The 22,751-nt window shown below is 38.5% G+C and carries 14 protein-coding genes and 1 tRNA gene; 9 read left to right on the top strand and 6 right to left on the bottom strand.

Annotation, left to right across the window (positions count from 1 at the left end; translation table 11 throughout):
* Positions 1–105 precede the first annotated feature (105 nt).
* Together groL and PMEL_RS03750 are read left to right on the top strand one after the other, a co-directional pair.
* Positions 106–1,731: a chaperonin GroEL gene (gene groL / locus PMEL_RS03755; RefSeq protein WP_120174037.1), complete on the top strand. Its 1,626-nt coding sequence runs from the start codon at positions 106–108 to the stop codon at positions 1,729–1,731.
* Positions 1,732–2,594: 863 nt separating this feature from the next.
* Positions 2,595–4,676: a GDSL-type esterase/lipase family protein gene (locus tag PMEL_RS03750; RefSeq protein ID WP_120174036.1), complete on the top strand. Its 2,082-nt coding sequence runs from the start codon at positions 2,595–2,597 to the stop codon at positions 4,674–4,676.
* Between the two features lie 292 nt (positions 4,677–4,968).
* Here the strand turns inward: PMEL_RS03750 and PMEL_RS03745 are convergent, their stop codons facing one another.
* Positions 4,969–6,516, bottom strand: a complete 1,548-nt coding sequence (locus PMEL_RS03745; protein WP_120174035.1) for a sulfatase — start codon at positions 6,514–6,516, stop codon at positions 4,969–4,971.
* Positions 6,517–6,770: 254 nt separating this feature from the next.
* Between PMEL_RS03745 and PMEL_RS03740 the strand changes: the two genes are divergently transcribed.
* From PMEL_RS03740 to PMEL_RS03710, 6 genes are all read left to right on the top strand, one after another.
* A tRNA-Lys gene (locus tag PMEL_RS03740) sits at positions 6,771–6,843 on the top strand.
* Between the two features lie 343 nt (positions 6,844–7,186).
* Positions 7,187–8,401 carry an RHS repeat domain-containing protein gene (locus PMEL_RS12560; protein ID WP_120174034.1) on the top strand — a complete coding sequence of 405 codons (1,215 nt, stop codon included), beginning with the start codon at positions 7,187–7,189 and terminating at the stop codon, positions 8,399–8,401.
* A gap of 919 nt (positions 8,402–9,320) precedes the next feature.
* Entirely contained in the window at positions 9,321–10,961 is a 1,641-nt protein-coding gene (locus tag PMEL_RS12320; RefSeq protein ID WP_231999404.1) for an RHS repeat domain-containing protein, read from the top strand.
* A 78-nt stretch (positions 10,962–11,039) separates the two neighbouring features.
* Complete coding sequence (locus PMEL_RS03720; RefSeq protein ID WP_231999356.1) at positions 11,040–11,870, top strand: ankyrin repeat domain-containing protein; 831 nt, start codon at positions 11,040–11,042, stop codon at positions 11,868–11,870.
* Between the two features lie 428 nt (positions 11,871–12,298).
* Complete coding sequence (locus PMEL_RS03715) at positions 12,299–13,693, top strand: DUF2130 domain-containing protein (RefSeq protein ID WP_120174031.1); 1,395 nt, start codon at positions 12,299–12,301, stop codon at positions 13,691–13,693.
* Positions 13,694–13,711: 18 nt separating this feature from the next.
* Positions 13,712–14,167, top strand: a complete 456-nt coding sequence (locus PMEL_RS03710; protein ID WP_120174030.1) for a DIP1984 family protein — start codon at positions 13,712–13,714, stop codon at positions 14,165–14,167.
* A 1,210-nt stretch (positions 14,168–15,377) separates the two neighbouring features.
* Here PMEL_RS03710 and eno read toward each other — a convergent pair.
* From eno to PMEL_RS03690, 4 genes are all read right to left on the bottom strand, one after another.
* The gene (gene eno, locus PMEL_RS03705) at positions 15,378–16,685 is read right to left on the bottom strand and encodes a phosphopyruvate hydratase (RefSeq protein ID WP_120174029.1); all 1,308 of its coding nucleotides are present in this window, start codon (positions 16,683–16,685) and stop codon (positions 15,378–15,380) included.
* Positions 16,686–16,811: 126 nt separating this feature from the next.
* Positions 16,812–17,387: a lactate utilization protein C gene (locus tag PMEL_RS03700; RefSeq protein ID WP_120174028.1), complete on the bottom strand. Its 576-nt coding sequence runs from the start codon at positions 17,385–17,387 to the stop codon at positions 16,812–16,814.
* On the bottom strand, positions 17,380–18,762 hold the full coding sequence (locus tag PMEL_RS03695; RefSeq protein ID WP_120174027.1) for a lactate utilization protein B: 1,383 nt from the start codon (positions 18,760–18,762) through the stop codon (positions 17,380–17,382). Before PMEL_RS03695 ends, PMEL_RS03700 begins: the two co-directional genes overlap by 8 nt.
* A gap of 34 nt (positions 18,763–18,796) precedes the next feature.
* A complete protein-coding gene (locus tag PMEL_RS03690; protein ID WP_120174026.1) occupies positions 18,797–19,528 on the bottom strand; it encodes a (Fe-S)-binding protein in 732 nt (243 codons plus the stop codon).
* A gap of 168 nt (positions 19,529–19,696) precedes the next feature.
* On the opposite strand from PMEL_RS03690, the gene PMEL_RS03685 reads away from it, so the two are divergent.
* On the top strand, positions 19,697–21,565 hold the full coding sequence (locus PMEL_RS03685; protein ID WP_120174025.1) for a DNA topoisomerase 3: 1,869 nt from the start codon (positions 19,697–19,699) through the stop codon (positions 21,563–21,565).
* 303 nt (positions 21,566–21,868) lie between these two features.
* Here the strand turns inward: PMEL_RS03685 and PMEL_RS03680 are convergent, their stop codons facing one another.
* Positions 21,869–22,324, bottom strand: a complete 456-nt coding sequence (locus PMEL_RS03680; protein WP_120174024.1) for a hypothetical protein — start codon at positions 22,322–22,324, stop codon at positions 21,869–21,871.
* Positions 22,325–22,751 lie beyond the last annotated feature (427 nt).

The raw sequence follows: 22,751 nt of genomic DNA, 5'->3' as shown, positions 1-22,751 counted from the left end.
GTTTGGCTATTCTATTGTATCTTGTAGAACTATATATACATAGAAAAGATAAAAAAGAACAGCTAACAACGCATAATTAAACAATCATAATAAGGAATATATAAAATGGCAAAAGAGATAAGATTCGATTCAGATGCACGTGAACTCTTGAAGAGTGGTGTAGACCAGTTGGCAAATGCAGTGAAGGTAACGCTCGGTCCTAAGGGTCGTAATGTAGTTATCGGTAAGAAGTTTGGTGCTCCACAGATTACTAAGGACGGTGTTACCGTTGCAAAGGAAGTAGAGCTCGAGGACAATTTTGAGAATGCAGGTGCACAGCTTGTTAAGAGCGTTGCAAGCAAGACTGGTGACGATGCAGGTGATGGTACAACAACAGCAACTATCCTCACACAGGCTATTGTTACTGAAGGATTGAAGAACGTTACAGCTGGTGCAAACCCAATGGACCTCAAGCGTGGTATCGACAAGGCTGTAGCTAAGGTGGTTGAGCATATCAAAGCTACAGCAGAAGTTGTTGGTGATAACTACGACAAGATTGAGCAGGTTGCTACTGTAAGTGCAAATAACGATCCTGAAATCGGTAAGTTGCTTGCAGATGCTATGCGCAAGGTATCTAAGGATGGCGTTATCACTATTGAAGAGAGCAAGACTCGTGAGACAAGTATCGGCGTTGTTGAGGGTATGCAGTTCGATCGTGGCTATCTCTCTGGTTACTTTGTAACAGATACAGATAAGATGGAATGTGATATGGAGAACCCATATATCCTCATCTACGATAAGAAGATTTCAAACGTTAAGGACTTCCTCCCAATTCTACAGCCAGCTGCTGAGAGTGGTCGTCCATTGTTGGTAATTGCTGAGGACGTAGACTCTGAGGCATTGACAACATTGGTTGTAAACCGTCTTCGTGCAGGTTTGAAGATTTGTGCTGTTAAGGCTCCAGGCTTTGGCGACCGTCGTAAAGCAATGCTTGAGGATATCGCTGTGTTGACAGGTGGTGTGGTAATCAGCGAGGAGAAGGGTCTTTCTTTGGATAAAGCAACTCTTGAGATGTTGGGTACAGCTAAGAAAGTTACTATCTCTAAGGACAACACCACTATCGTTGATGGTGCTGGTGAGAAGGAAGCTATCAAGGATCGTGTAGCTCAGATTAAGAACGAAATTGCGACTTCAACAAGTTCATACGATAAGGAGAAGTTGCAGGAGCGTTTGGCTAAGCTCTCTGGTGGTGTTGCTGTTCTCTACGTTGGTGCTAACTCTGAGGTGGAGATGAAGGAGAAGAAGGACCGCGTTGACGATGCACTCTGCGCTACTCGTGCTGCAATGGAAGAGGGTGTAGTTGTTGGTGGTGGTACCACTTACATCCGTGCTCAGGAAGCATTGAAGGACCTTAAGGGTGAGAATGCAGATGAGCAGACAGGTATCAATATCGTTTGTCGTGCTATTGAGGAGCCTCTTCGTCAGATTATCGCTAATGCTGGTGGTGAAGGTGCCGTAGTAGTTAATAATGTTCGTGAGGGTAAGGGTGACTATGGTTACAATGCTCGCAAGGATGTTTATGAGGACCTTCGTGCTGCAGGTGTTATCGACCCTGCTAAGGTATCTCGTGTTGCACTTGAGAATGCAGCTTCAATTGCAGGTATGTTCTTGACAACTGAGTGTCTTATTGTAGACAAGGTTGAGGATACTCCAGTTATGCCAGCTGCTCCAGGTATGGGCGGTATGATGTAATAAGCATATTCTCAGATACATTATATATAATAAAAGGAAGGCATCAGGACAGATGTCTTCCTTTTTTTGTTGATAGCAATTAGTGCTGTTCGGCAAACATTTACTGTATAGGTTAGCTCATTACTATATATTATCATATCCTTTTCTTATTCTTTTCTGCTGATGTACTAATGTTCCGCACATATTGTGTCAATGCCCCGCACATATCGTGCTCATGGTAAGCACCACTGGTGTTGAGGCTAAATACGATGCAATAAACAACTATATAGAAATTCTCTTTAGGCTTTACTAAAGATAAAGATATCAATGTTTGGAACATCTTGATATGCTAATCGTATGTAAAGGTAACTTATTTCAATGGTAAGGGGATATAAAAAGAAAAAGCGATGACCTTCACAGGGAATCGCTTTATTTACTCAATAGGTATTAGTCTTTTAAAGGTAAAAGATTGTTTTCAGGATAACAGCCACAAAGATATGTTATTTTCATATTCCATGCAAACTTTTAGTAGATTTTTTTTTCATTGTTGAAATGTGTGCGAACACATGTTTGTATTAAATCTTTTTTTGAAGAAAAAGGATGCTATATTCTTGTTTTAAAGCGATTTTTTGATGTTTGAAGGTTCAGTAATTTAGAATTTTCTTATATTGAATTAAGGTGTGTTTGTAATGTTATGTGAATTGTTGTGAGCTATTATTATTTATCTTGTTCTTTGTTTTTTTGTATGATATATTAATTGTTGAAATGGCTTTTGTTATCCAAAGTATTTCCTTTATTCATAGATTATAGTTAACTTTGCAAGGAGCTTATCTGTGAGTTAAGTTTTAAATAAAAAGCAAAATCTTCCATTACTACATTTATAAATGATTATGAAGAAAAGAACAATCTTGTTGTTTGGACTGCTCCTTATGGTTTTAACTGCTGTTGCAGGTGGTAAAATTAAGGTGGCATGTGTAGGAAATAGTGTGACATGGGGAATGACAATTGTCGACAGAGAGAAGAATTGTTATCCAGCACAACTGCAGTTGATGTTAGGAGATAGTTATGAAGTCAGAAACTTCGGACACTCTGGTTCGACGTTGCTTCGTCGTGGACATCGTCCTTATGTTAATCAGAAGGAGTATAAGGAGGCATTGGATTTTAAGGCAGATCTTGTTATTATCCATCTTGGACTCAATGATACCGACCCACGTAATTGGCCAGAATACAGTGAGGAGTTCAATGCAGATTATATTCGTTTGATTGATAGTTTTCGTCAGGCAAATCCAAAGGCGAAGATTTGGATATGTCTTATGACGCCAATCTTTGATCGTCACCCTCGTTTTGAGAGTGGTACACGTGATTGGCATGCACAGATTCAGAAGCATATACGACAAGTGGCTACAGCTACGCGCGTTTCACTGATTGATTTGAATACGCCTTTATACAGCCGTCCTGACCTTCTTGCTGATGCTATTCATCCAAATGCTGAAGGTGCGAAGATTATCGCTGATACGGTATATGGAGCCTTGACAGGCAATTATGGTGGTCTTGCTCTTTCTCCGTTGTACACAGACGGAATGGTTGTTCAGCGCAACAAGCCTATTGTTTTCCGTGGAAAGGCAAATACTGGCGAAACTGTTAAGGTGAACTTCAATGGTCGTACGCTTTCATCTGTGGCTGATGGAACTGGAAAATGGAGGGTTTCTTTTCCTGCTGAGAAGGCTGGAGGGCCTTATAAAGCAATGGTTAGCACGAAGAAGGAGAAACTTACTATTAAGGAAATATATGTCGGTGAGGTATGGCTTTGTTCTGGTCAGTCGAATATGGAATGGCCAGTGAATGCTTCATTGAACAAAGAGCAAGACTTGGATGAGGCTGACAGTCAGACTCGCTTACATCTTTTTAATATGTCTGCAATCTATCCAACGAATGCTGTAGCATGGTCGGCTGGTGCTTGCGACTCAATAAATCGTCATCAGTACCTCCGTATTGGACCGTGGCGTAACTGCTCTCGTGAGTCATTGAGCGGCTTCTCAGCTGTGGCTTATCACTTTGGAAAGATGTTAGCAGACAGCTTACAAGTACCTGTAGGTATTATCTGTAATGCTGTTGGTGGAACGACAACAGAGTCATGGATTGACCGTCAGACTTTGGAACAGCGTATGCCAGCCATTCTTCGTGATTGGTATCGTGGCGACTTCGGTATGAAGTGGGCACGTGAACGAGCATTGCAGAACATCAGTGTGAGTAAGAACCCATTGCAGCGTCATCCTTATGCTCCTACTTATATGTTTGAGGCGGGCATGCTTCCTTTGAAGGGTTATGGCATTAAGGGCGTTGTGTGGTATCAAGGTGAGTCTAATGCGCACAATATAGAACTTCACGAAAGACTCTTCCCTATGTTGCAGAAGAGTTGGCGCAATTTCTTCCATAACGCTGAACTGCCGTTTTATTTTGTACAGCTCTCCAGCTTGAATCGTCCTTCATGGCCACGTTTCCGTGACTCTCAACGTCGTATGGCATCAAGGTTGCGTAATACTTGGATGGCTGTAACAACGGATGTGGGTGATTCTTTGGACGTGCATTACAGAAATAAGAAGCCTGTTGGCGAGCGTCTTGGCTTACAAGCTTTGTGTCATAGTTATGATTACAAGATAGAGTCAGAGGGACCTGTCTGTCATTCTGTTTCTGTGAAAGATAATGGACTTGAACTGCAGTTTGTGCATGCAAAATCATTGTCTGCTAAGGGTGGTCGTCTTATAGGCTTTGAGGTAGCAGGTGCTGATGGTATCTTTTATCCAGCCGAAGCACAGATAACATCGTCTAACACAATTCATGTTAGGTCGTCGTCTGTAACACGTCCACTCTATGTTCGTTATGGCTGGCAACCTTTCACACGTGCTAATCTCGTGAACGAAGTGGGATTACCATGTAGTACATTCCAATGGAAGCTTAGGAAGTAAGTGTTTTTAATTTACTAATATTTGGTAGTGTAACCTCTTTTAAACAATAAGTTACTTTCACACTGATAGTATACTACATTGTGTTTAACGCTCAACACCATTGGTGTTTACTATGAACACCAATGGTGTTGGGCATTGGCACAAAAGCAAAACATGGAATGAGAGGATTCTTATAATAATAAAATATTGACTAACTTATCTGGGTAAAACAAGCAGGAAACCAATAAGAATCAACTCGTTAATATGAATTTTAAGGTAACAGACAATTTGTGTCTGCGGAAATTCATAACCCCTATTTTATCTTTTCATACTCCACAATAGGCTTTTGTGCATTCATTTTACGCAATCGAGATGTTAGGTGTCGGAAGAGTCGAGTAACGAGTCGAGGCTGTGAAGCACTAAGATCATTCTTTTCTGATAGGTCGCTTGATAGATTGTAAAGCTCTTTCTTTCCTGTAAGATACGAATAAATCAATTTCCATTGTCCCTCACGAATAGCACAATTAAGGCTGATACCGAGTCCTTCTCCATCCCATATATTAGGATAGTTCCATATCAATTGTCGCTTCTCAAAGCCTCGTTGTTTACCACGAAGGATAGATGTGATATCCTGCCCATCGATAGTCTGTGGTACACGGTAGTTTTTGATGCCTGCCATAGAGAGCAAAGTCGGATAAAGGTCCTCTATGATTATAGGTGCATGAGAGCGTGAATTTGGTTTTACTACATTGTTCCATTTTACGATAAAGGGTACCCTTATACCTCCTTCATACAGCGAGCCTTTACCACTCTTGAGAGGTGCATTTTGTGTGTAAAGTTCCCCATCTCGCCAATACGACGACGAGGCAAGTCCACCATTATCACTCATAAAGATGATAATCGTTTCTCGCTCGAGTCCAGCCTGAGCTACCCAATCCATGAGGTCTCCTAAACTTTTATCCATTCCTGCAACCAACGAAGCATAAGCAGCTTCCTTCTCAGAAAGACCACGTGCTCTATAGGTAGGATAAAAACGCATATCTCGGTCGATGGGGACGTGTACAGCGTAATGAGACATATAGAGATAGAAAGGTTGATTGTATTTCTTTGCCTTCTCTAAGGATGCAATAGCCTCTTGTGTTAGAGCTTCTGTTGCAAAGGTTCCAGTACCCCAATAACGTTCTAAACCTGGGATTGCAAATGGTGATGTGGCTTTCCCATCCTTTGTGAAGCCATAATTACGTTCGCTTAAATAGGTTGCTAAGCCTCCTGCTGCTGTACCCGTAATATTTATGTCAAAGCCGAAGTGATGCGGATTCTCACCTGGTGTGTCAATAGCTCCCCAATGTGCTTTCCCACAATGTATGGTGTGATAACCCGCATCTTTCAGTAGTTGCACAAAGGATGTGGCTTTTGCTGTGTGTGGCACATTACCGCTCTGTGCAATGCCATTATAATTCCAATCTGGTAGCGTTACACCTTCTCGCTTCCCATCCGTCATTTTGTCACGATGTAAAGTCCAATTCGTTACGCGGTGTCGTGACATGTTCATGCCAGTCATCAGGCTACATCTTGATGGTGAACTGATAGGAGTTGCATAAGCATCAGTAAACATCATACCCTCTGCAGCGAGTCTTTTCATATTTGGTGTGTCGTACTTTCGATTATTGGCAGTAATTGAGTCTGCAAAAGGAAGGGATGTGTCTTGCCACCCCATATCGTCTACCATGAAGAAGATAATGTTGGGTTGTGGGTTTTCTCTTTGTGCCTTGACTGGGAGCGATACTCCAAAAGTAGCCATAGAAGCAGTAGCTAATAGGGTAGATGAATATTTTGATTTATAGAGTGTATAGATGTGCATTGTTATAAAGAATTATGGATTGGGTTCTTAGATAGAGTACAAAGTTAGAAATAAAGTTGATAAATGCGACATAAATAAGGAGAAGTTTTATTTCTCCTTATGTTATCATAGAGCGCATAGCTATCATATAGAAACTTATATTTTTCATAGTTTACGCATCTCTCAACTAAAAAGATACAAGAAAAGTTATAAATAATTTGGAATTATCAGAAAATCTTGTTACCTTTGCACTCGCTTTTATCAAAGCATAGGGAGATTCGCTAGCTCAGTTGGTAGAGCACAACACTTTTAATGTTGGGGTCATGGGTTCGAGCCCCATGCGAATCACTGAAACAAGAGGAATATCGCAAGGGTATTCCTCTTGTTGTTTTATTATTTGCGTGTTATAATACTATGTGTAAAATGATAAATTGATAAACTCCTTCAATTTCAGACATTAGTAGTGTAAATCCAAACTAACTTGCAATATTTAGTTGGAGTGTATGTCGGCTGTCAATAATAAATAGCAATATAAAAGTAGGTCTTAAACTTTGATTTGTAAAATTAGTTTTTTATATTTGCAGAAACTAATAATTTAAAATACAAACAAATAGAACAATTACTCTTTTGACGGATAGGACGTAAACTCTCTGTCACTTATAAAACCTCGAAGACTAACCTCTTTGTACCTATGGGCAGCATCGTTCCGCCTCAATCTACTAATGTGGCTTTAACGCTGAAAACCGATTACTGTGGAAATATGATTTATGAGAATGGACAATTAAGCAAGATTCTTACTGACGTGGGATACATTACACTTGCAAATTCTACTCCAACATACCATTACTACTTGCAGGACCACCTTGGAAACAACCGTGTAGTGATAGATGAGCATGGACAAGTGGAGCAAGTGAATCATTACTATGCCTTTGGTGGACTGATGGGTGAGAGTACAGGCGGAGGCGCACAATCTTACAAGTACAACGGTAAGGAACTTGACCGTATGCACGGATTGGATTGGTATGATTATGGTGCACGCCACTATGATGCTGTGCTGGGAAGATGGATGTGTGTGGATCCTTTGGCAGAAAAATATGTGTGGACCAGCCCTTATCTATATGGTGGTGGAAATCCAATTAGAATAATTGACCCAAATGGAATGGGCTGGGTTGAAACCGTAGATAAGAAAACTTATTGGGATGAAAGGGTTAGTTCGGCTGAAGACATAGAGTTTATTCCTAAAGGTGGCAGATTCTTAGGAAATACAGCGGATTTATTTGATGAACAGGGTATTTATAAGTTTGGTGATAATCAGGGGAATATTCTTTCTGCTCATCCAATGGAGGATGTAATTGTTACTGGCGATAAAGACTATAAGTTCCATCACAGTTTCGGTTATTATCTCTTCGGTGATTTTAGACATTCAGATGGTGGATATGGTCCTATACAAGCTGATGCTATTAGCTTTGGTGTAGGTGGCAATGTAACCTTTATAGGCTCAACTGTAGGGATTGAAGTAGGAATCATAATGAGAGGAGGCGCAATCTCGCCATATTTAACTATTTCTGGAGGGATAGATGCCGAAAATATATATGATTTTTTCAGCCAAAAAGGTCGTATAAATCCTTTAAAGATACTCAATGCAAATGCATATGGAAATTTTGTTATGTATGAGAATCTAAATAAAAATGATTTAAACTCATTTAATAGTTATAGAGGTCTTGGGATATCAAAAGGTTTATCTGTAGGAAACTTGGGACTTTTATATGGGACAAGTGCTGAACAGGGTGAAAATGGATATAATAAAACTGATTTTTCAAGGTCGTATGGAGTGAGTCTAAATGCCAATCCAGCAAGGTTTGATATGTCAAAAGGAGGAGGACGCACATGGATACCATTTTTTTAAGAAGACGTATTTTATGGCCAATGTTCTGTGTTATTCTCTTTTTTATTTTTATTAAACAAGATGATCTGAGTAATAACTCTTATAATCAATACGTTAAAGGGCAATCATATTGTGTGAAAGTCTTGAGCATAAAGAAAGAAGCACGCAAATATTATGTTTATGGTATCGATAGAAAGGGACAGATTCTTAAATTAGGTATTTCTTCAAAGTGGGATCTACATACAGTTCAGGTAGGAGATAGTTTAATAAAAAAAAGAAATAGTTTTGACATAAAACTCGTATCGAAGCATAAATCAATAATCCTAACTCCTGATCTTCCTCTATAAGAAAGTCATAGATTTTTATCGATTTGCGAGCAATAAGTGGGCATGAAAGTTTTATTGTTGATAAGATAGGTTACGATAAGGAGGGTTATACGGTCTATACGAAACTCGGTAATGGCACGGAGACTACCTATGCCTACGACAAGCAGCGTGAACGTCTGCAGGTGATGAACCTTACAGCGGATGGTCAGACTGTGATGGAGAACAGATATAGTTATGATGCTGTGGATAATATCCTCGGCATCACGAATGCTGCCAACCCAACATCGCTGACGAAGCTCAACAAGGCGAAGCTGGGAGGAAGGAGTTCGCATACGTATGAGTATGATGAGCTGAACCGTCTTATTCATGCCAGCGGTAAGGCTAAGCGTGCATCGTATGATATGGTGATGTCGTTCGGACGGATGAGTGAACCACTCACTAAGGTACAGAAAGTGGACTCAACAACAACTGCTAAGTCTTATAACTTTGCTTATAAGTATGAGGACAGTAACCACCCGACGGCCCCAACACAGATTGGTCACGATCATTACACGTATGATGCCAACGGCAATCCAACACTGGTAACAAATGACTCAACCAATACGACCCGTGAGATGTACTGGGACGAGGATAATCGGTTGATGGTTCTTTCTGATAATGGCAAGACAAGTCGATATACTTACAACGCTGCTGGTGAACGTATCATGAAGAGTTACGGAACGATGGAGGGTGTGTATATCAATGGTGCACCACAGGGTATTACCTTCCACGAGACAGACAACTTCACACTTTATCCTGCAAGTATCCTCTCTGTCAACAAGAACAGATTTACGAAGCATTACTTCATTGGTGACAAACGAGTTGCTTCAAGGATAGGAACAGGTCTGTTCAACAACGTTTATGGACGTAATGGCTCATACGTAACGGCTGGTCAGCAGGACTATGCTGAACGTATGAACCAAATCCAACGTCAGAAGGAAGCGTATTACAAGCAGCAGGGCATTGCCCCTGGTGTACCTACAATGAAGGGTGCGTATGGTGATCCAGAGAATACCAAGCGAGGATATAACTCTATCATTGACACACTCGGTAACCACGATGTGCCACAGGGTTGGATTCAGACTCCACGCCCCAACACCACACCGAATACTAACCCCGGTCCACCTGTAAGCTGGAATGACCCGAGCAACCCTGATGACCCACAGGCTGGTTATGGCTATATTCCTAATGACACAACGAAGGAGGAAACCTTCTTCTATCACAGTGACCACCTCGGCTCAACATCTTACATCACCGATGATAAGGGTAACATCACACAGTATGATGCTTACCTGCCGTATGGTGAGCTGTTGATTGACGAGCATAGCAGCTCCGAAGACCTGCCATATAAGTTCAATGGCAAAGAGTTCGATGAAGAAACAGGTCTGTACTATTACGGTGCAAGATACATGAACCCAGTCACGAGTCTGTGGTATGGGGTGGATCCACAAATAGAAAAAATGCCAAAAGATGGTTCTTATTCATATTGTTTTGGGAATCCCATTAAACTGATAGACCCTAATGGAGAAAGACCGACAGAAGAAGAGGCTGCTAGAATTTCTGCACATGTTTATGGTACAGAGAAAGTAACCTTGACAGGTGGCTGGCATCTATCGAAATATAATAAGACAATTAGTGGTATTACTTTGAGAGATAAAGATTCTGGTTTTAAGTCTGCAATATACGAAAGGACTTATAAAGGGAAGACGGAATATGTTTATGCTACTGCAGGAACAGATTTTACTGAAATGAACGATTGGAAAAATAATATAAAGCAGATTATCGGAAAGTCAGAGCAGTATGATATTTCCATGAGGAATGCGGAAAAGATATCCCAAGTGATTGGTAACTCCGAACTTACATTTACGGGGCACAGTTTAGGTGGGGGGCTAGCAGCAGCTAATGCATATAAAACAGGACGTAGTGCCATGACATTTAATGCTGCATGGGTAAGTCCATTTACTATTTTCAATAGAAAGTTTCCAAGAATTGATGCTTATATAAACTGGCAAGATGAACTTCATAAGGTTCAGCGGTCAGTTGGGCTCCGTGCAGATGGTTTTCCACACTATAGATTCAATAGAAGGGCGATTCTAGGGCATAGCATCCAAAATTTTTATCGGACTGACATTGAATTAATGAAAGATGAGATAAAAGCTAAAAATGAGTTATACCAACGTATGTACATAGACTCCTTTCATGGTTTCCCACAATAAATTATTATAAATATGAGGCATCTTTTATTCTTAGTATTGTTTGTTTGTTCTTCGTGTACCGAGCCTAACGTGAACGACATGTTAGGAGATGATTTTAGGTTGTATAAATATACGCCTGCATGGTCTTTAGCAAAGGCTGTTGAGGATGAAGATACTACAGAAATTTCTAAACAAGTTTTACAGATGCATATTTCTGTAGATTATCGAGATCCAAAGTACAAGCAGACTCTTTTGATGTTAGCAACACGTACTAATAAAATAGAATCCGTTAAAAAATTATTAGAGCTGGGAGCTGATCCTAATGCACATAATGACTCCACTAAATACTTTGGACAAAGTGCTGTGTTACTAGCTTGTCGCTTTACTAGACCCTCAAGTAAAATACTTGCTTTATTACTGAAATATGGAGGAAATCCAAATTCAACAGCTTGTGGAGTTCAGGAGAATGGTTTGGGAGAGATTGTACCAATGAGAGAATTTGCTTTAAGTGCTGCTGTTTTTTCCTCCTTTGAGAAAGTTAAATTATTAGTTGATGCAGGAGCAAACATTAATTATGAAACAACTACTGAAAGTTGTGCAATAGAAAATTGTATGATTCATGGTAGGATGGATATTATGTTATATCTTCTGCAAAAAGGAGCAGAGTATCGCAGAAAGTTTACAGAAATAGACTTGGATAAGCCTGATTATTCCACTTTTGAAGTAGACATTCTATATAAACTACGTAAATGCATATATCCAATTGGTTCTAAAGAATATACAGACAAAATGAAAGTCGTTAATTTCTTGAAGAAAAAGGGATTAGATTATTGGAAATCACCAATTCCAAGTGGAATGTATGGGGTTATAATGCGTGATATAGCTCCTAAAAATAAAGCAGACTTCAATTATTATATAAAACATTATTAAAATGGTTTCTTTGATTATTATGATTTTGAATCAAAATCTTTGTGGGAGCCTAAATGTCACCTCTGCACGTTTTGGTCTCTCAAAAGAAGGAGGATACACATGGGTACCATTCTTTTAAGAAAACGTATTTTATGGTCATTCTTTTGTGTTATTCTCTTCTTCATTCTTATTAAACAAGGGGAGCTGAGTAATAAATATTGAACTTTAATTCGTAAAGTGATAATAAACTATAGAAATTAATAGTCAGTTTGTGTTTTTTCTTGTTTATTCATCTAAAATAAGCAAAATATTTTGTATATTCGCATTTGACTTATTTATTCTATGCTAAAATGAAAGTCGATAGATAACGAGCGACAAAGAATGACAGTAAAGAGTTAAGTTCTGAGTTCTGTAAGTAGACTTTTTAGATATCAAAAGACATCACATTCATGAAAGAATTAATATGCCCTAACTGCCACAAGGTTTTTACTGTAGACGAGGCAGACTATGCTTCTATTGTTAATCAGGTTAAGAATACGGAGTTTAATGAGGAGATTGATCGGCGTATAGCTGAACTTCACGAGCAGCATAAAGCAGAGCAAGCCTTAGCAACTGCTAAGACAGAACAATCCTTCCAACACCAGCTCTCCAAGAAAGAACTTGAACTTGGTGCCAAAGACGCTGAGATTGACCGGCTGAAGAGTGAGAAGGAAAGTGAACTTACAAAGTTGAGGAGTGCATTCTCGGCTGAAATCGAAGTTCTCAAGACGCAATTAGAGAATATTGCCACTCAGAAAAAGAGTGAGATGATGATTGCTTTGGCTGAGAAAGATCAGCAGATTTCTAAACTCAAATCTGCAATAGAACAGAGTGATAATAAGTTGCAGCTTGCGATAATGGAAGAGCGAAGTAAAGCTCAGAAGGAAGTTCAAGCAAAGGATACAGAAATCTCTCAACTTCGTTCTGCTGCAGAATTAGAGAAGCGTGAAGCACAACTTCATGAGGCATCACTCATCAAGCATCATGAGAATGAACTTCGTATGAAGCAGGATTTGGTAGACTACTACAAAGATTTGAAAACCAAGATGTCTACAAAGATGATTGGTGAAACACTTGAACAGCATTGTAGTATTGAGTTCGATCAGTATATTCGTCCAATGATGCCTACTGCATACTTTGAGAAAGATAATGATGCGAGTGATGGTACAAAGGGGGATTTCATATTTCGTGCGGAAGAAGATGGTACTGAGTATATCTCTATCATGTTTGAGATGAAAAATGAAATGGATACTACTGCTACCAAACATAAGAACGATGACTTCTTGAAGAAGCTTGATGATGATCGTAAGAAGAAAGGTTGTGAGTTTGCTGTTTTAGTAAGTTTGCTTGAAGCTGATAATGAACTCTATAATACAGGTATTGTAAATAAAAGTCATCTTTATCCGAAGATGTATGTTATACGTCCACAGTTCTTTGTTCCATTTATCAATCTTCTTGTACAAACATCAAAGAAGAGTTTAGAATATAAGAAGCAGCTTATCCTTTCACAGAGTAAAGAGGTGGATGTTACCAATTTTGAAAATAAGATAGAAGACTTTAAAACTAAGTTTGGTCGCCATTATGAGATGGCATCAAAGAAGTTTAATGATGCCATTAAGGATATTGATGCTACAATTATAAAACTTCAAAAGGTACGTGAGGAACTTTTAAGTAGTGAGAATAATCTTCGTCTTGCTAATAAAGACACAGACGATCTCACTATACGTAGGCTAACGTACATGAATCCTACAATGAAGGCAAAGTTTGATGAATCACGTAAGAATAGTCAGAATATAGTAGAATAATAATAAAAATACATAGCAATGAAATTAGCAGAAGCATTAGCAATCCGTAAAGATACGCAAAAAAGGATAGAACAACTTAAAAGTCGAGTGCTAAATAATGTTCGTGTACAGGAAGGTGATGTGCCTTCTGAAGAACCAAAAGAATTGATGAAAGAGATGGATGCCTGTCTGAATACACTTTTTGCTTTAATATTCAAGATTAACAAAACTAACATGAATACTATTAGCGAAGGGCGTACTATAACAGAAATGATGGCAGAGCGTGATATCCTCTCTATACGTATTACGTCACTTCGTGAAATCTTCAACAAAGCATCAGAATCTCAGGAACGCTACAGCCGTTCTGAAATAAAAATGGTAACAACAATAGATATCAAGCCTTTAGGTAAAAAAATAGATGACTTGTCAAAGCAATTACGTGAGCTTGATATGAAGATACAGACATTAAACTTTACAACAGAATTAATGGAGTAAACTCTATAAAGAAAGTAAGAAATTAAAGAAAGATTTTTAGGTGTAGTCTTATTATGTTGTAGGTGTGAGCTAAAAATAACATTACATCAGAGTACGGGGTCTCGGAATATTATCTGCAGGTTGCATTTCCCAGCATATAATGTCTTATCGGACTTGTACGGTGTAGTTTGCATTTTGCATATAGCATTACCATTAGCTGACTATAACATATTTGACGAGGGTGGGATAGGGATTTTTTGTATAATCATTTTCTAATAGATACTGAGATCAATCACAATATATTCTTAGTATTCTGAAGGAGTATTATTTTTTACTTATACGATTTGATTATTTAAAACTACGATATATTTAGCCTTCCTATAAGAAAATTATTTATTCTTTTCTAAAATCAAATTTTACTCCAACTTTCACAATATATATTGAAAGTTTGTATAAAGAGAACAGGGAAGAATCTCTTTATCTTTATTTGTAATTTTGGGTAACAAGTTTTTATTTATCATAATGTTCATTATATTTTAAATATGTTTTGGAGTATTAAAAGCCATTAAGCGACAGTTATTTTCATGTCAAAAATATATGTATTATTAAAAAATACATCTGATTTATACGACAGAATATCTACGAAAAAACTTAAATGAGAAAAATGAAATATGAAAAAAGGTCCAGAATAAAATGATAAATCTTATAAACTTAATAAAGAATTGAAGTATAAATATTACGTTTCACTAATTGATTAAGAATTGTGTTTGTAAATAAATTTCTTCTCATTGTTTTTTGTTGAGGATAAACTGCATGTGAGTTAAGGCTTAATTGGCTTGCTAAAGACGCCCTTTTAAGATGCTATTAACGCCTTATTAAAGTCCAACTAAGCACCTTTTCTTTTCTTGTTTTGTAACTTGATCAGGATAAGCAACTTACATTAGTTGTTTAAAATAGTATTTTTGAAGTTTGTTAATGAGTATATTTTAGAAATTAATGTAATGTATTTTCAAATAAAACATACGCTAAAATGCAAATTGTTTTATTGCAATAAAATATGGCATTATACATTGAATAATTTAGTGTATAACAAAAATATCTATTTATGTTATGAGAAGTTTTGCAGTATTCGTCATAACTACAAATAAAAAAAATAGGAGATAACCGCCTATGAAAGCAATTATCCCCTACTCTATAAAATTTCATTTAATCACGGAAGTGATTAAATGATTTACTTCAACTTAGTGTAGCCGTACTTAGCACAAGCACCGAGTTCCTCCTCAATACGGATGAGCTGGTTGTACTTAGCCATACGGTCTGTACGAGACATAGAACCAGTCTTAATCTGACCAGAGTTTGTTGCAACAGCGATGTCAGAGATAGTTGTATCCTCTGTCTCACCAGAACGGTGTGAAGTTACAGTTGTGTAGCCATGACGGTGAGCCATCTCAATAGCCTCGAGAGTCTCTGTCAAAGAACCAATCTGGTTAACCTTGATAAGGATAGAGTTAGCTGCACCCATCTTGATACCCTTCTCGAGGAACTTAACGTTAGTTACGAACAAGTCATCACCAACGAGCTGGCAACGGTCACCAATAGTAGATGTCAACTTAACCCAGTTCTCCCAGTCGTTCTCATCGAGACCATCCTCGATAGAGTCGATAGGATACTTTGTGATAAGGTGCTCAAGGTAAGCAATTTGCTCATCAGCACTGAGCTTCTTACCGTTAGGATCCTTTGGCATACCGTTCTTCAACTGACGATAGTCATAGAACCACTTACCATCCTCACATACAGCGAACTCAGAAGCAGCACAGTCCATAGCAATCTTAACATCCTTGCCTGGCTCATAACCTGCGTCCTTAATAGCCTGAATGATTGAATCGAGTGCATCCTCGATACCATCGAACTTAGGAGCGAAACCACCCTCATCACCTACAGCTGTAGAAAGACCGCGCTTCTTCAAAAGCTTAGCAAGTGCGTGGAATACCTCAGCACCCATACGGATACCTTCCTTCTCAGAAGGAGCACCTACTGGACGAATCATGAACTCCTGGAATGCGATTGGAGCATCAGAGTGAGCACCACCATTGATGATATTCATCATTGGTACTGGCAATACATAAGTATTTGCACCACCGATATAACGATACAATGGAATATTCAATGCCTTTGCTGCAGTCTGAGCTACAGCCAAAGAAACACCGAGAATAGCGTTAGCACCAAGCTTACTCTTAGTAGGAGTACCATCGAGTTCAAGCATCTTGTAGTCAATAGCACGCTGATTCAGCACGCAGTCACCCTTCAAAGCTGGAGCGATAAGGTTGTTTACATTCTCAACAGCCTTGAGAACACCCTTACCCAAGAAACGGTTCTTGTCGCCATCACGAAGCTCCAGAGCCTCGTTCTCACCGGTAGATGCACCAGATGGAACGCTTGCACGACCCATTACACCATTTTCGAGAGTTACCTCTACTTCAACTGTAGGATTGCCACGTGAGTCCATAATCTCGCGAGCATGTACTTTTTCAATCTTCATAACTTATATGTTTATTAAAAATCAGTTATATTTTTAACTTTCTTTTTCTCCTTGCAAAGTTAATAAAAAAAGTCGTAAACCTCTCCTAACAATACGTTATATTTATGTTTTTGACAAAATTAACGTTTATCCCTTTATGATAACTGTGACTCCACGTGCTGCTTGTGCTCCCATAACAAGTGCTTGTTCTATATCGGCTGTTTTGCTTGGACCGGATATAAAACAGCCGTAACCATAGTCTGTCATGTTAATCTTTTTATATGCTTCATGCATATTATTGACGATATTGTTACGTTGAACAAGGATTACAAGGTTCTCTGAGATGAAACAAACAACTCTTTCTTTCATTGTTTGTGGCACCCATATACATCCATTCTCTGCTACAGCAATTTCTCCCTGAAGAATTCCAACATCTGTTCCATTGAGATCTTGTGCCTTTGAAACAGTGTCAGGATTAAGGTCTGCCTTTATTCCTTGTACATTTGAAGCCAACACCTTAGCATCAGGATAAGCCTTTTGTATCAGTTTATTAATATCATCTTCAGCTTGTGCCTCAATGACTTCACAACCCACAGTATGACTCATCTCAATGAATTGCTGTACTACATCTTGATATTTAATACCCTCAATAGACTTCTCAGGCATATCAAATTGTTCTTTTGTATTACGTCGTAATTTGCTAAATAAATCTTCTTTATTCATGCTTCAATTCCTCCATTGTTTGCTTAAATATAACATGGAAAGGCTTTTTTGCAAACTTAGGCATAGTATGTCCAATGCTCCATGGGTTAAGCTTTATATCCATTAGTGATTCTGGTATGTAATTGGCAACTGATGAGTTACGAAGTAAAGCATCATAAATATGATAGTTTTCGTAAACAACTTTCATTCCTTCTGCCATCACCTTCTTTTCTTTATTCTCTGTACCATATTTCTCAAGGCTTTGACGCCATCGATAAATCTGACTACCTGGTGTTACCTTTGCAGGACAAACGCAATCACAACTCAAACATAATGAGCATGCAGACACATTCCCACTATGCAGTTTTGGATTCTTAAGCATACCAAGGTTAACTCCAATAGGGCCTGGAATAAAGTAACTATATGAATAACCTCCAGAACGACGATAGACAGGACAAGTATTCATACATGCACCACATCGAATACATTTCAGTGTCATCCAATGTTCTTTATTAGCAATCATGTCACTACGACCATTATCTACCAATATTACATGCATCTCACCTCCTGGTCGTGCCTTACGGAATTGAGAGGTAAAGGCAGTTGAAGGTTGTCCCGTTCCACTACGTGCTAATAAGCGTTGGAACACTGCCAACGAATCATAATCAGGAATAACTTTCTCAATACCCATGGCAACAATATGTAATTTAGGTACTGAAGTTGACATGTCAGCATTACCTTCATTAGTGCAGACAACACAATCTCCTGTCGCAGCAACACCAAAGTTACAACCTGTCAGTCCTGCTTCAGCATCCATAAAATCACCACGCAAATCTTCACGCGCACAACGTGTAAGATAAGCTGGGTCATGATTTCCTTTCTCTTTAGAGATTCCTTTCTCTTCAAACATCTCTCCAATCTCATCACGAGTCAAGTGAATAGCAGGCATAACAATATGCGCAGGCTTCAAGTGCATGAGTTGAAGAATACGCTCACCAAGGTCGGATTCAACGACATTGATTCCTCTCTTTATCAGATAAGGATTCATTTCACATTCCTCGGTCAGCATTGATTTAGATTTAACGAGTTTCTTTACTTTATGAGATTCAAGTATCCCATAAACCATTTCATTAAACTCTTGTGCATCTTTTGCAAAATGAACAATAACCCCATTACGTTCCAAACTATTAGAGAATTGCTCTAAATAGTCAGCTAAATGGGTCGCTGTATGCTCTTTTATTCGACTTGCATGTTCGCGTAAATCCTCCCATTCTGGTAATTCTGCCGCTGCAGCATCTCTTTTCTGACGCAATGACCAAAATGTACGGTCATGTCGTTCAACCTTCTTAGGGTTTTTCAGAAACTCTTTTGCTTTTTTAGAATGATATGTTGACATAACTCTTTTGTCTTTTATAATCTTTACATACAAATCATAACCCTGCAGCTAAGATCTCAGCTACATGCATGAACTTAATAGGATAGTGGTTCTTTCCTGCTACACCCTGCATGTGCATTAAGCATGAACTATCCGAACCAGTGATAAACTCAGCTCCCGTATCCATGTGGCGTTTCACTTTATCGTTACCCATAGCAGTGCTGATATAAGGTTCTTCAACAGCAAACATACCACCAAAACCGCAACATTCATCCTTGCGATCAGGTTCTTTAACCGTAATACCTTCCTTGAGTTTCAATAATTCAACGATCTTATTTGCAGGCTTCTCTTGCAATTCTGAAGGTGTACTAAGCGTTAACTCACGTACACCATGACAAGAGTTATGAACAGACACGACATGAGGAAAACTTCCAGGAAGTTCCTTTACCTTCAGAACATCATGTAAGAATTCTACCAACTCCATTGTTTTCTTAGGTGTCTGACACTCATGATCGAGTATTTGTGGGTAATTAACCCGCACAAAAGCAGCACAAGATACACTCGGTGTTACTATATAATCGAATTTTTTAAACTTATCCTCAAAACGTTCTGCAAGGTGATCAGACATACGCTGAAAGCCACCATTTGCCATTGGTTGACCACAACAAGTCTGACGTTCGGGATAGACTACATCTACTTTTAGCTTTTTTAAAAGCTTATAAGTTGCTACGCCAACTTGTGGATAAAGTGCATCGACGTAACATGGAATAAAGAGACCAACTCTCATAAATTTATTTTTCTTGTTCGTTTCTGTGCTACAAATTTAGATAAAATAACTTAGATGGCATAAGAAAATTGAAAGAAAGACAGGCAATAAAATAAGTTTAATCCGTCACAAAGAATATTTTTCTTACCTTTGCAAAGGTAAAATGGCTTAAAACTAAGAAGAAATTGTATGATAGTTTGCATTGCAGAGAAACCCAGTGTTGCTAAAGATATAGCTCGAATCCTTGGAGCCAATAAGGCTTGTAATGGTTATATGGAAGGCAATAATTACCAGGTAACATGGACCTTCGGCCACCTTTGTGAGTTGAAGGAGCCTAATGATTATTTCACAAACTGGAAGTATTGGAGTCTCGCTGCATTGCCAATGATACCTCCTCGCTTTGGTATTAAGCTCATTGAGGACGAAGGTATCAAGAAGCAGTTTGCTGTTATTGAGAAGCTTTACCAGTCGGCTGAGATGATTATCAACTGTGGTGACGCTGGTCAGGAAGGTGAATTAATTCAGCGGTGGGTAATGCAAAAGGCTGGTGTGAAATGTCCTGTGAAGCGTCTTTGGATATCTTCGATGACGGATGAAGCTATTCGCGAGGGGTTTGCTAACTTAAAGGAACAAGAGCAATATCAACCACTTTACCTCGCAGGATTGTCTCGTGCAATTGGTGACTGGCTGTTAGGAATGAATGCCACACGCCTTTATACATTAAAGTATGGAAACAATAGTTATGGTAGAGGTCAGGTTCTCTCAATTGGTCGAGTACAGACACCAACCTTGGCACTCATCGTACAGCGACAGAAAGAGATAGATAACTTTAAGCCAGAACCTTATTGGGTATTAGCTACAGTCTATCGTGATACGCAGTTTACGGCAACAAAGGGTAAATTCACCTCTAAAGAAGAAGGTGAGCAAGCCTTCTCAACGATTGAAGGAAAGCCTTTTACGATTACAAGCGTTGCAAAAAAGAAAGGGGCAGAACAGCCTAAACAACTTTATGATCTCACCTCTCTGCAGGTAGATTGTAACCGTAAGTTTGGATTTTCTGCTGAAATGACACTCAATACGATTCAAACTCTCTACGAACGTAAACTTACAACTTATCCACGTGTTGACACACAGTTTCTCTCTGATGATATCTATCCGAAGTGTCCACAGATAATGAACGGACTCTTTCAGACTACCTTTGCGGGTAAAAAGCCTTATGCTGATATCGTGAAGACCTTGGGTGGCAAGCCATTGCCTAAGACAAAACGCGTCTTTGATTCCTCAAAGGTGACAGATCACCATGCTATTATTCCGACAGGTGTACTACCACAAGGACTGACAGATGCTGAGCAAAAGGTATACGACCTCATAGCTCGTCGCTTTATCGCAGCTTTCTATCCCGATTGTAAGTTCTCTACGACAACAGTATTAGGCAAAGTTGACGAGATAGAGTTTAAGGTATCTGGTAAAGAAATATTAGATTTGGGTTGGAGAGTTTGCATTGATACACCAGCAGGCTCCTCCTCTACTCCATCTGATGACAGCCAAGAAGGAACCGCAACAGCCTCTCCTTTACTTCCTACCTTTAAGAAAGGGGAATCAGGACCGCACACCCCTACCCTTACCGAAAAGCAGACAACTCCTCCGAAGCATTACACCGAGGCCTCTTTGCTTCGTGCAATGGAAACAGCTGGTAAGTTTGTTGAGGACGAAACCCTACGTGCTGCTATGAAGGAGAACGGTATCGGTCGACCTTCATCACGTGCAGGAATTATTGAGACGCTCTTCAAACGCCATTATATTCGTCGTAAAAGAAAGAATATAGAAGCTACGGAGACAGGTATTGCACTCATTGATACAATTCACGAGAAACTTCTTACATCAGCCGAATTGACGGGTATCTGGGAGAAGAAGCTTCGTGATATTGAAGCTAAAAAGTATGATGCTTCTCAATTTATTAATGAATTGAAAGAGCAACTTACTAACATAGTCAACGACGTGTTAGCTGACAATTCTTCACGAAAGATTGGTGAAGTAGAGGGTGATAAAGAAAAGTAGAAAGAATATTCTTTTACTTTTCTACAATTAAAGGTATTTAAATAAAACAGAATAGGTAAAGAGCTGGCAGACTTATGACCATACCTTCAATTAGACTTACCCACCATTTGTCTTCAAAGATGACTGCAAAGGAGGCAGATGAAAGTATAATCATTGGTACGTATATCAGCAAATTTAGATATGGAAAATAGCCTTGTGTTATGCCAGTTATGAAAAGAATCAAAATCGATATGCATAGGAAAATGGTAATCCATACCGTATAAATTAATAATCTCTGTTTCATTTTTCTTTTATCTATATTATTTACATCCTCTTTACATACCAATCATTGCCAATATATTCATATTCTTGCTTATACGAATCGAAAAGGTATAATTTGTCATTATAGTCTTTATTTATTTTAATATAGTCAATGCCATTAGACATTACTCTTATTATTTTACCATAATCTATGCGGCAATACGATAAATTTAATTTCTTGTAAGCCTTGAGTAACTTAATAATCTTGTTATCCTGTAAGGGATAGTTTTTTGGCTTTTTAGTTATTCTTAGATGATTATCTACAAACACAAGACCACTCGCCTTTACCCTAAAAAGCTCAAAAATAGTCACGTCAATATCTCTATTATAGATTAAGACACCATCTAACTGATGAAAATCATAGTTTATTATTTGACTACTATAGCTGACTTCGGAAGAACAACCTCCAAAGAAAAATAAAGCTATAAATAAAACTAATATCTTTATCTTCAATTTCATGTAGCAATTTTCTGCAAAGATATAAAAGATATTGGCTAAATCGAAATTTGAACTTTATTTTTTGAATTTCATTTTGATTGATACAACACAAAGCCGCTATTTTGTAAAGATAATTCTAAACATGCAAAATAAAAGACGCCCAATAAGGGTTCAATTAAGGCTTAATTGACTTCTAACTAAGGCTTAATTGAACCCTTAAAGGGCGTTAGTTAGAAGCTAAATAAGCACCTTTTGTTTTTGAACTTTGTAATCTGTTGACTAACTGATAGTTGCAACTATGGTCTTTGATGGTCATTTCTTGAATTCAAAAGTGCTTTTTACAGAGATTTTTGTAAACATCTTTCAATCGTAATAAATAACTGTTTTTATAAAAAAAGTGAGTGTTATTGTCTAATAAACAAGCTGAGTTAAAACAAGTTTAGTATTT

It is taken from the genome of Prevotella melaninogenica, from assembly GCF_003609775.1.
GTDB lineage: Bacteria > Bacteroidota > Bacteroidia > Bacteroidales > Bacteroidaceae > Prevotella > Prevotella melaninogenica_A.
The sequence above is the reverse complement of the archived record's forward strand: the minus strand, read 5'-3'. Positions and strand labels throughout refer to the sequence as shown.

Excerpts from the sequence above, each read along its gene's own strand:
- groL (WP_120174037.1), top strand. The coding sequence starts at position 106 with ATGGCAAAAGAGATAAGATTCGATTCAGATGCACGTGAACTCTTGAAG.
- PMEL_RS03750 (WP_120174036.1), top strand. The coding sequence starts at position 2,595 with ATGATTATGAAGAAAAGAACAATCTTGTTGTTTGGACTGCTCCTTATG.
- PMEL_RS03745 (WP_120174035.1), bottom strand. The coding sequence starts at position 6,516 with ATGCACATCTATACACTCTATAAATCAAAATATTCATCTACCCTATTA.
- PMEL_RS12560 (WP_120174034.1), top strand. The coding sequence starts at position 7,187 with ATGGGCAGCATCGTTCCGCCTCAATCTACTAATGTGGCTTTAACGCTG.
- PMEL_RS12320 (WP_231999404.1), top strand. The coding sequence starts at position 9,321 with ATGTACTGGGACGAGGATAATCGGTTGATGGTTCTTTCTGATAATGGC.
- PMEL_RS03720 (WP_231999356.1), top strand. The coding sequence starts at position 11,040 with ATGTTAGGAGATGATTTTAGGTTGTATAAATATACGCCTGCATGGTCT.
- PMEL_RS03715 (WP_120174031.1), top strand. The coding sequence starts at position 12,299 with ATGAAAGAATTAATATGCCCTAACTGCCACAAGGTTTTTACTGTAGAC.
- PMEL_RS03710 (WP_120174030.1), top strand. The coding sequence starts at position 13,712 with ATGAAATTAGCAGAAGCATTAGCAATCCGTAAAGATACGCAAAAAAGG.
- eno (WP_120174029.1), bottom strand. The coding sequence starts at position 16,685 with ATGAAGATTGAAAAAGTACATGCTCGCGAGATTATGGACTCACGTGGC.
- PMEL_RS03700 (WP_120174028.1), bottom strand. The coding sequence starts at position 17,387 with ATGAATAAAGAAGATTTATTTAGCAAATTACGACGTAATACAAAAGAA.
- PMEL_RS03695 (WP_120174027.1), bottom strand. The coding sequence starts at position 18,762 with ATGTCAACATATCATTCTAAAAAAGCAAAAGAGTTTCTGAAAAACCCT.
- PMEL_RS03690 (WP_120174026.1), bottom strand. The coding sequence starts at position 19,528 with ATGAGAGTTGGTCTCTTTATTCCATGTTACGTCGATGCACTTTATCCA.
- PMEL_RS03685 (WP_120174025.1), top strand. The coding sequence starts at position 19,697 with ATGATAGTTTGCATTGCAGAGAAACCCAGTGTTGCTAAAGATATAGCT.
- PMEL_RS03680 (WP_120174024.1), bottom strand. The coding sequence starts at position 22,324 with ATGAAATTGAAGATAAAGATATTAGTTTTATTTATAGCTTTATTTTTC.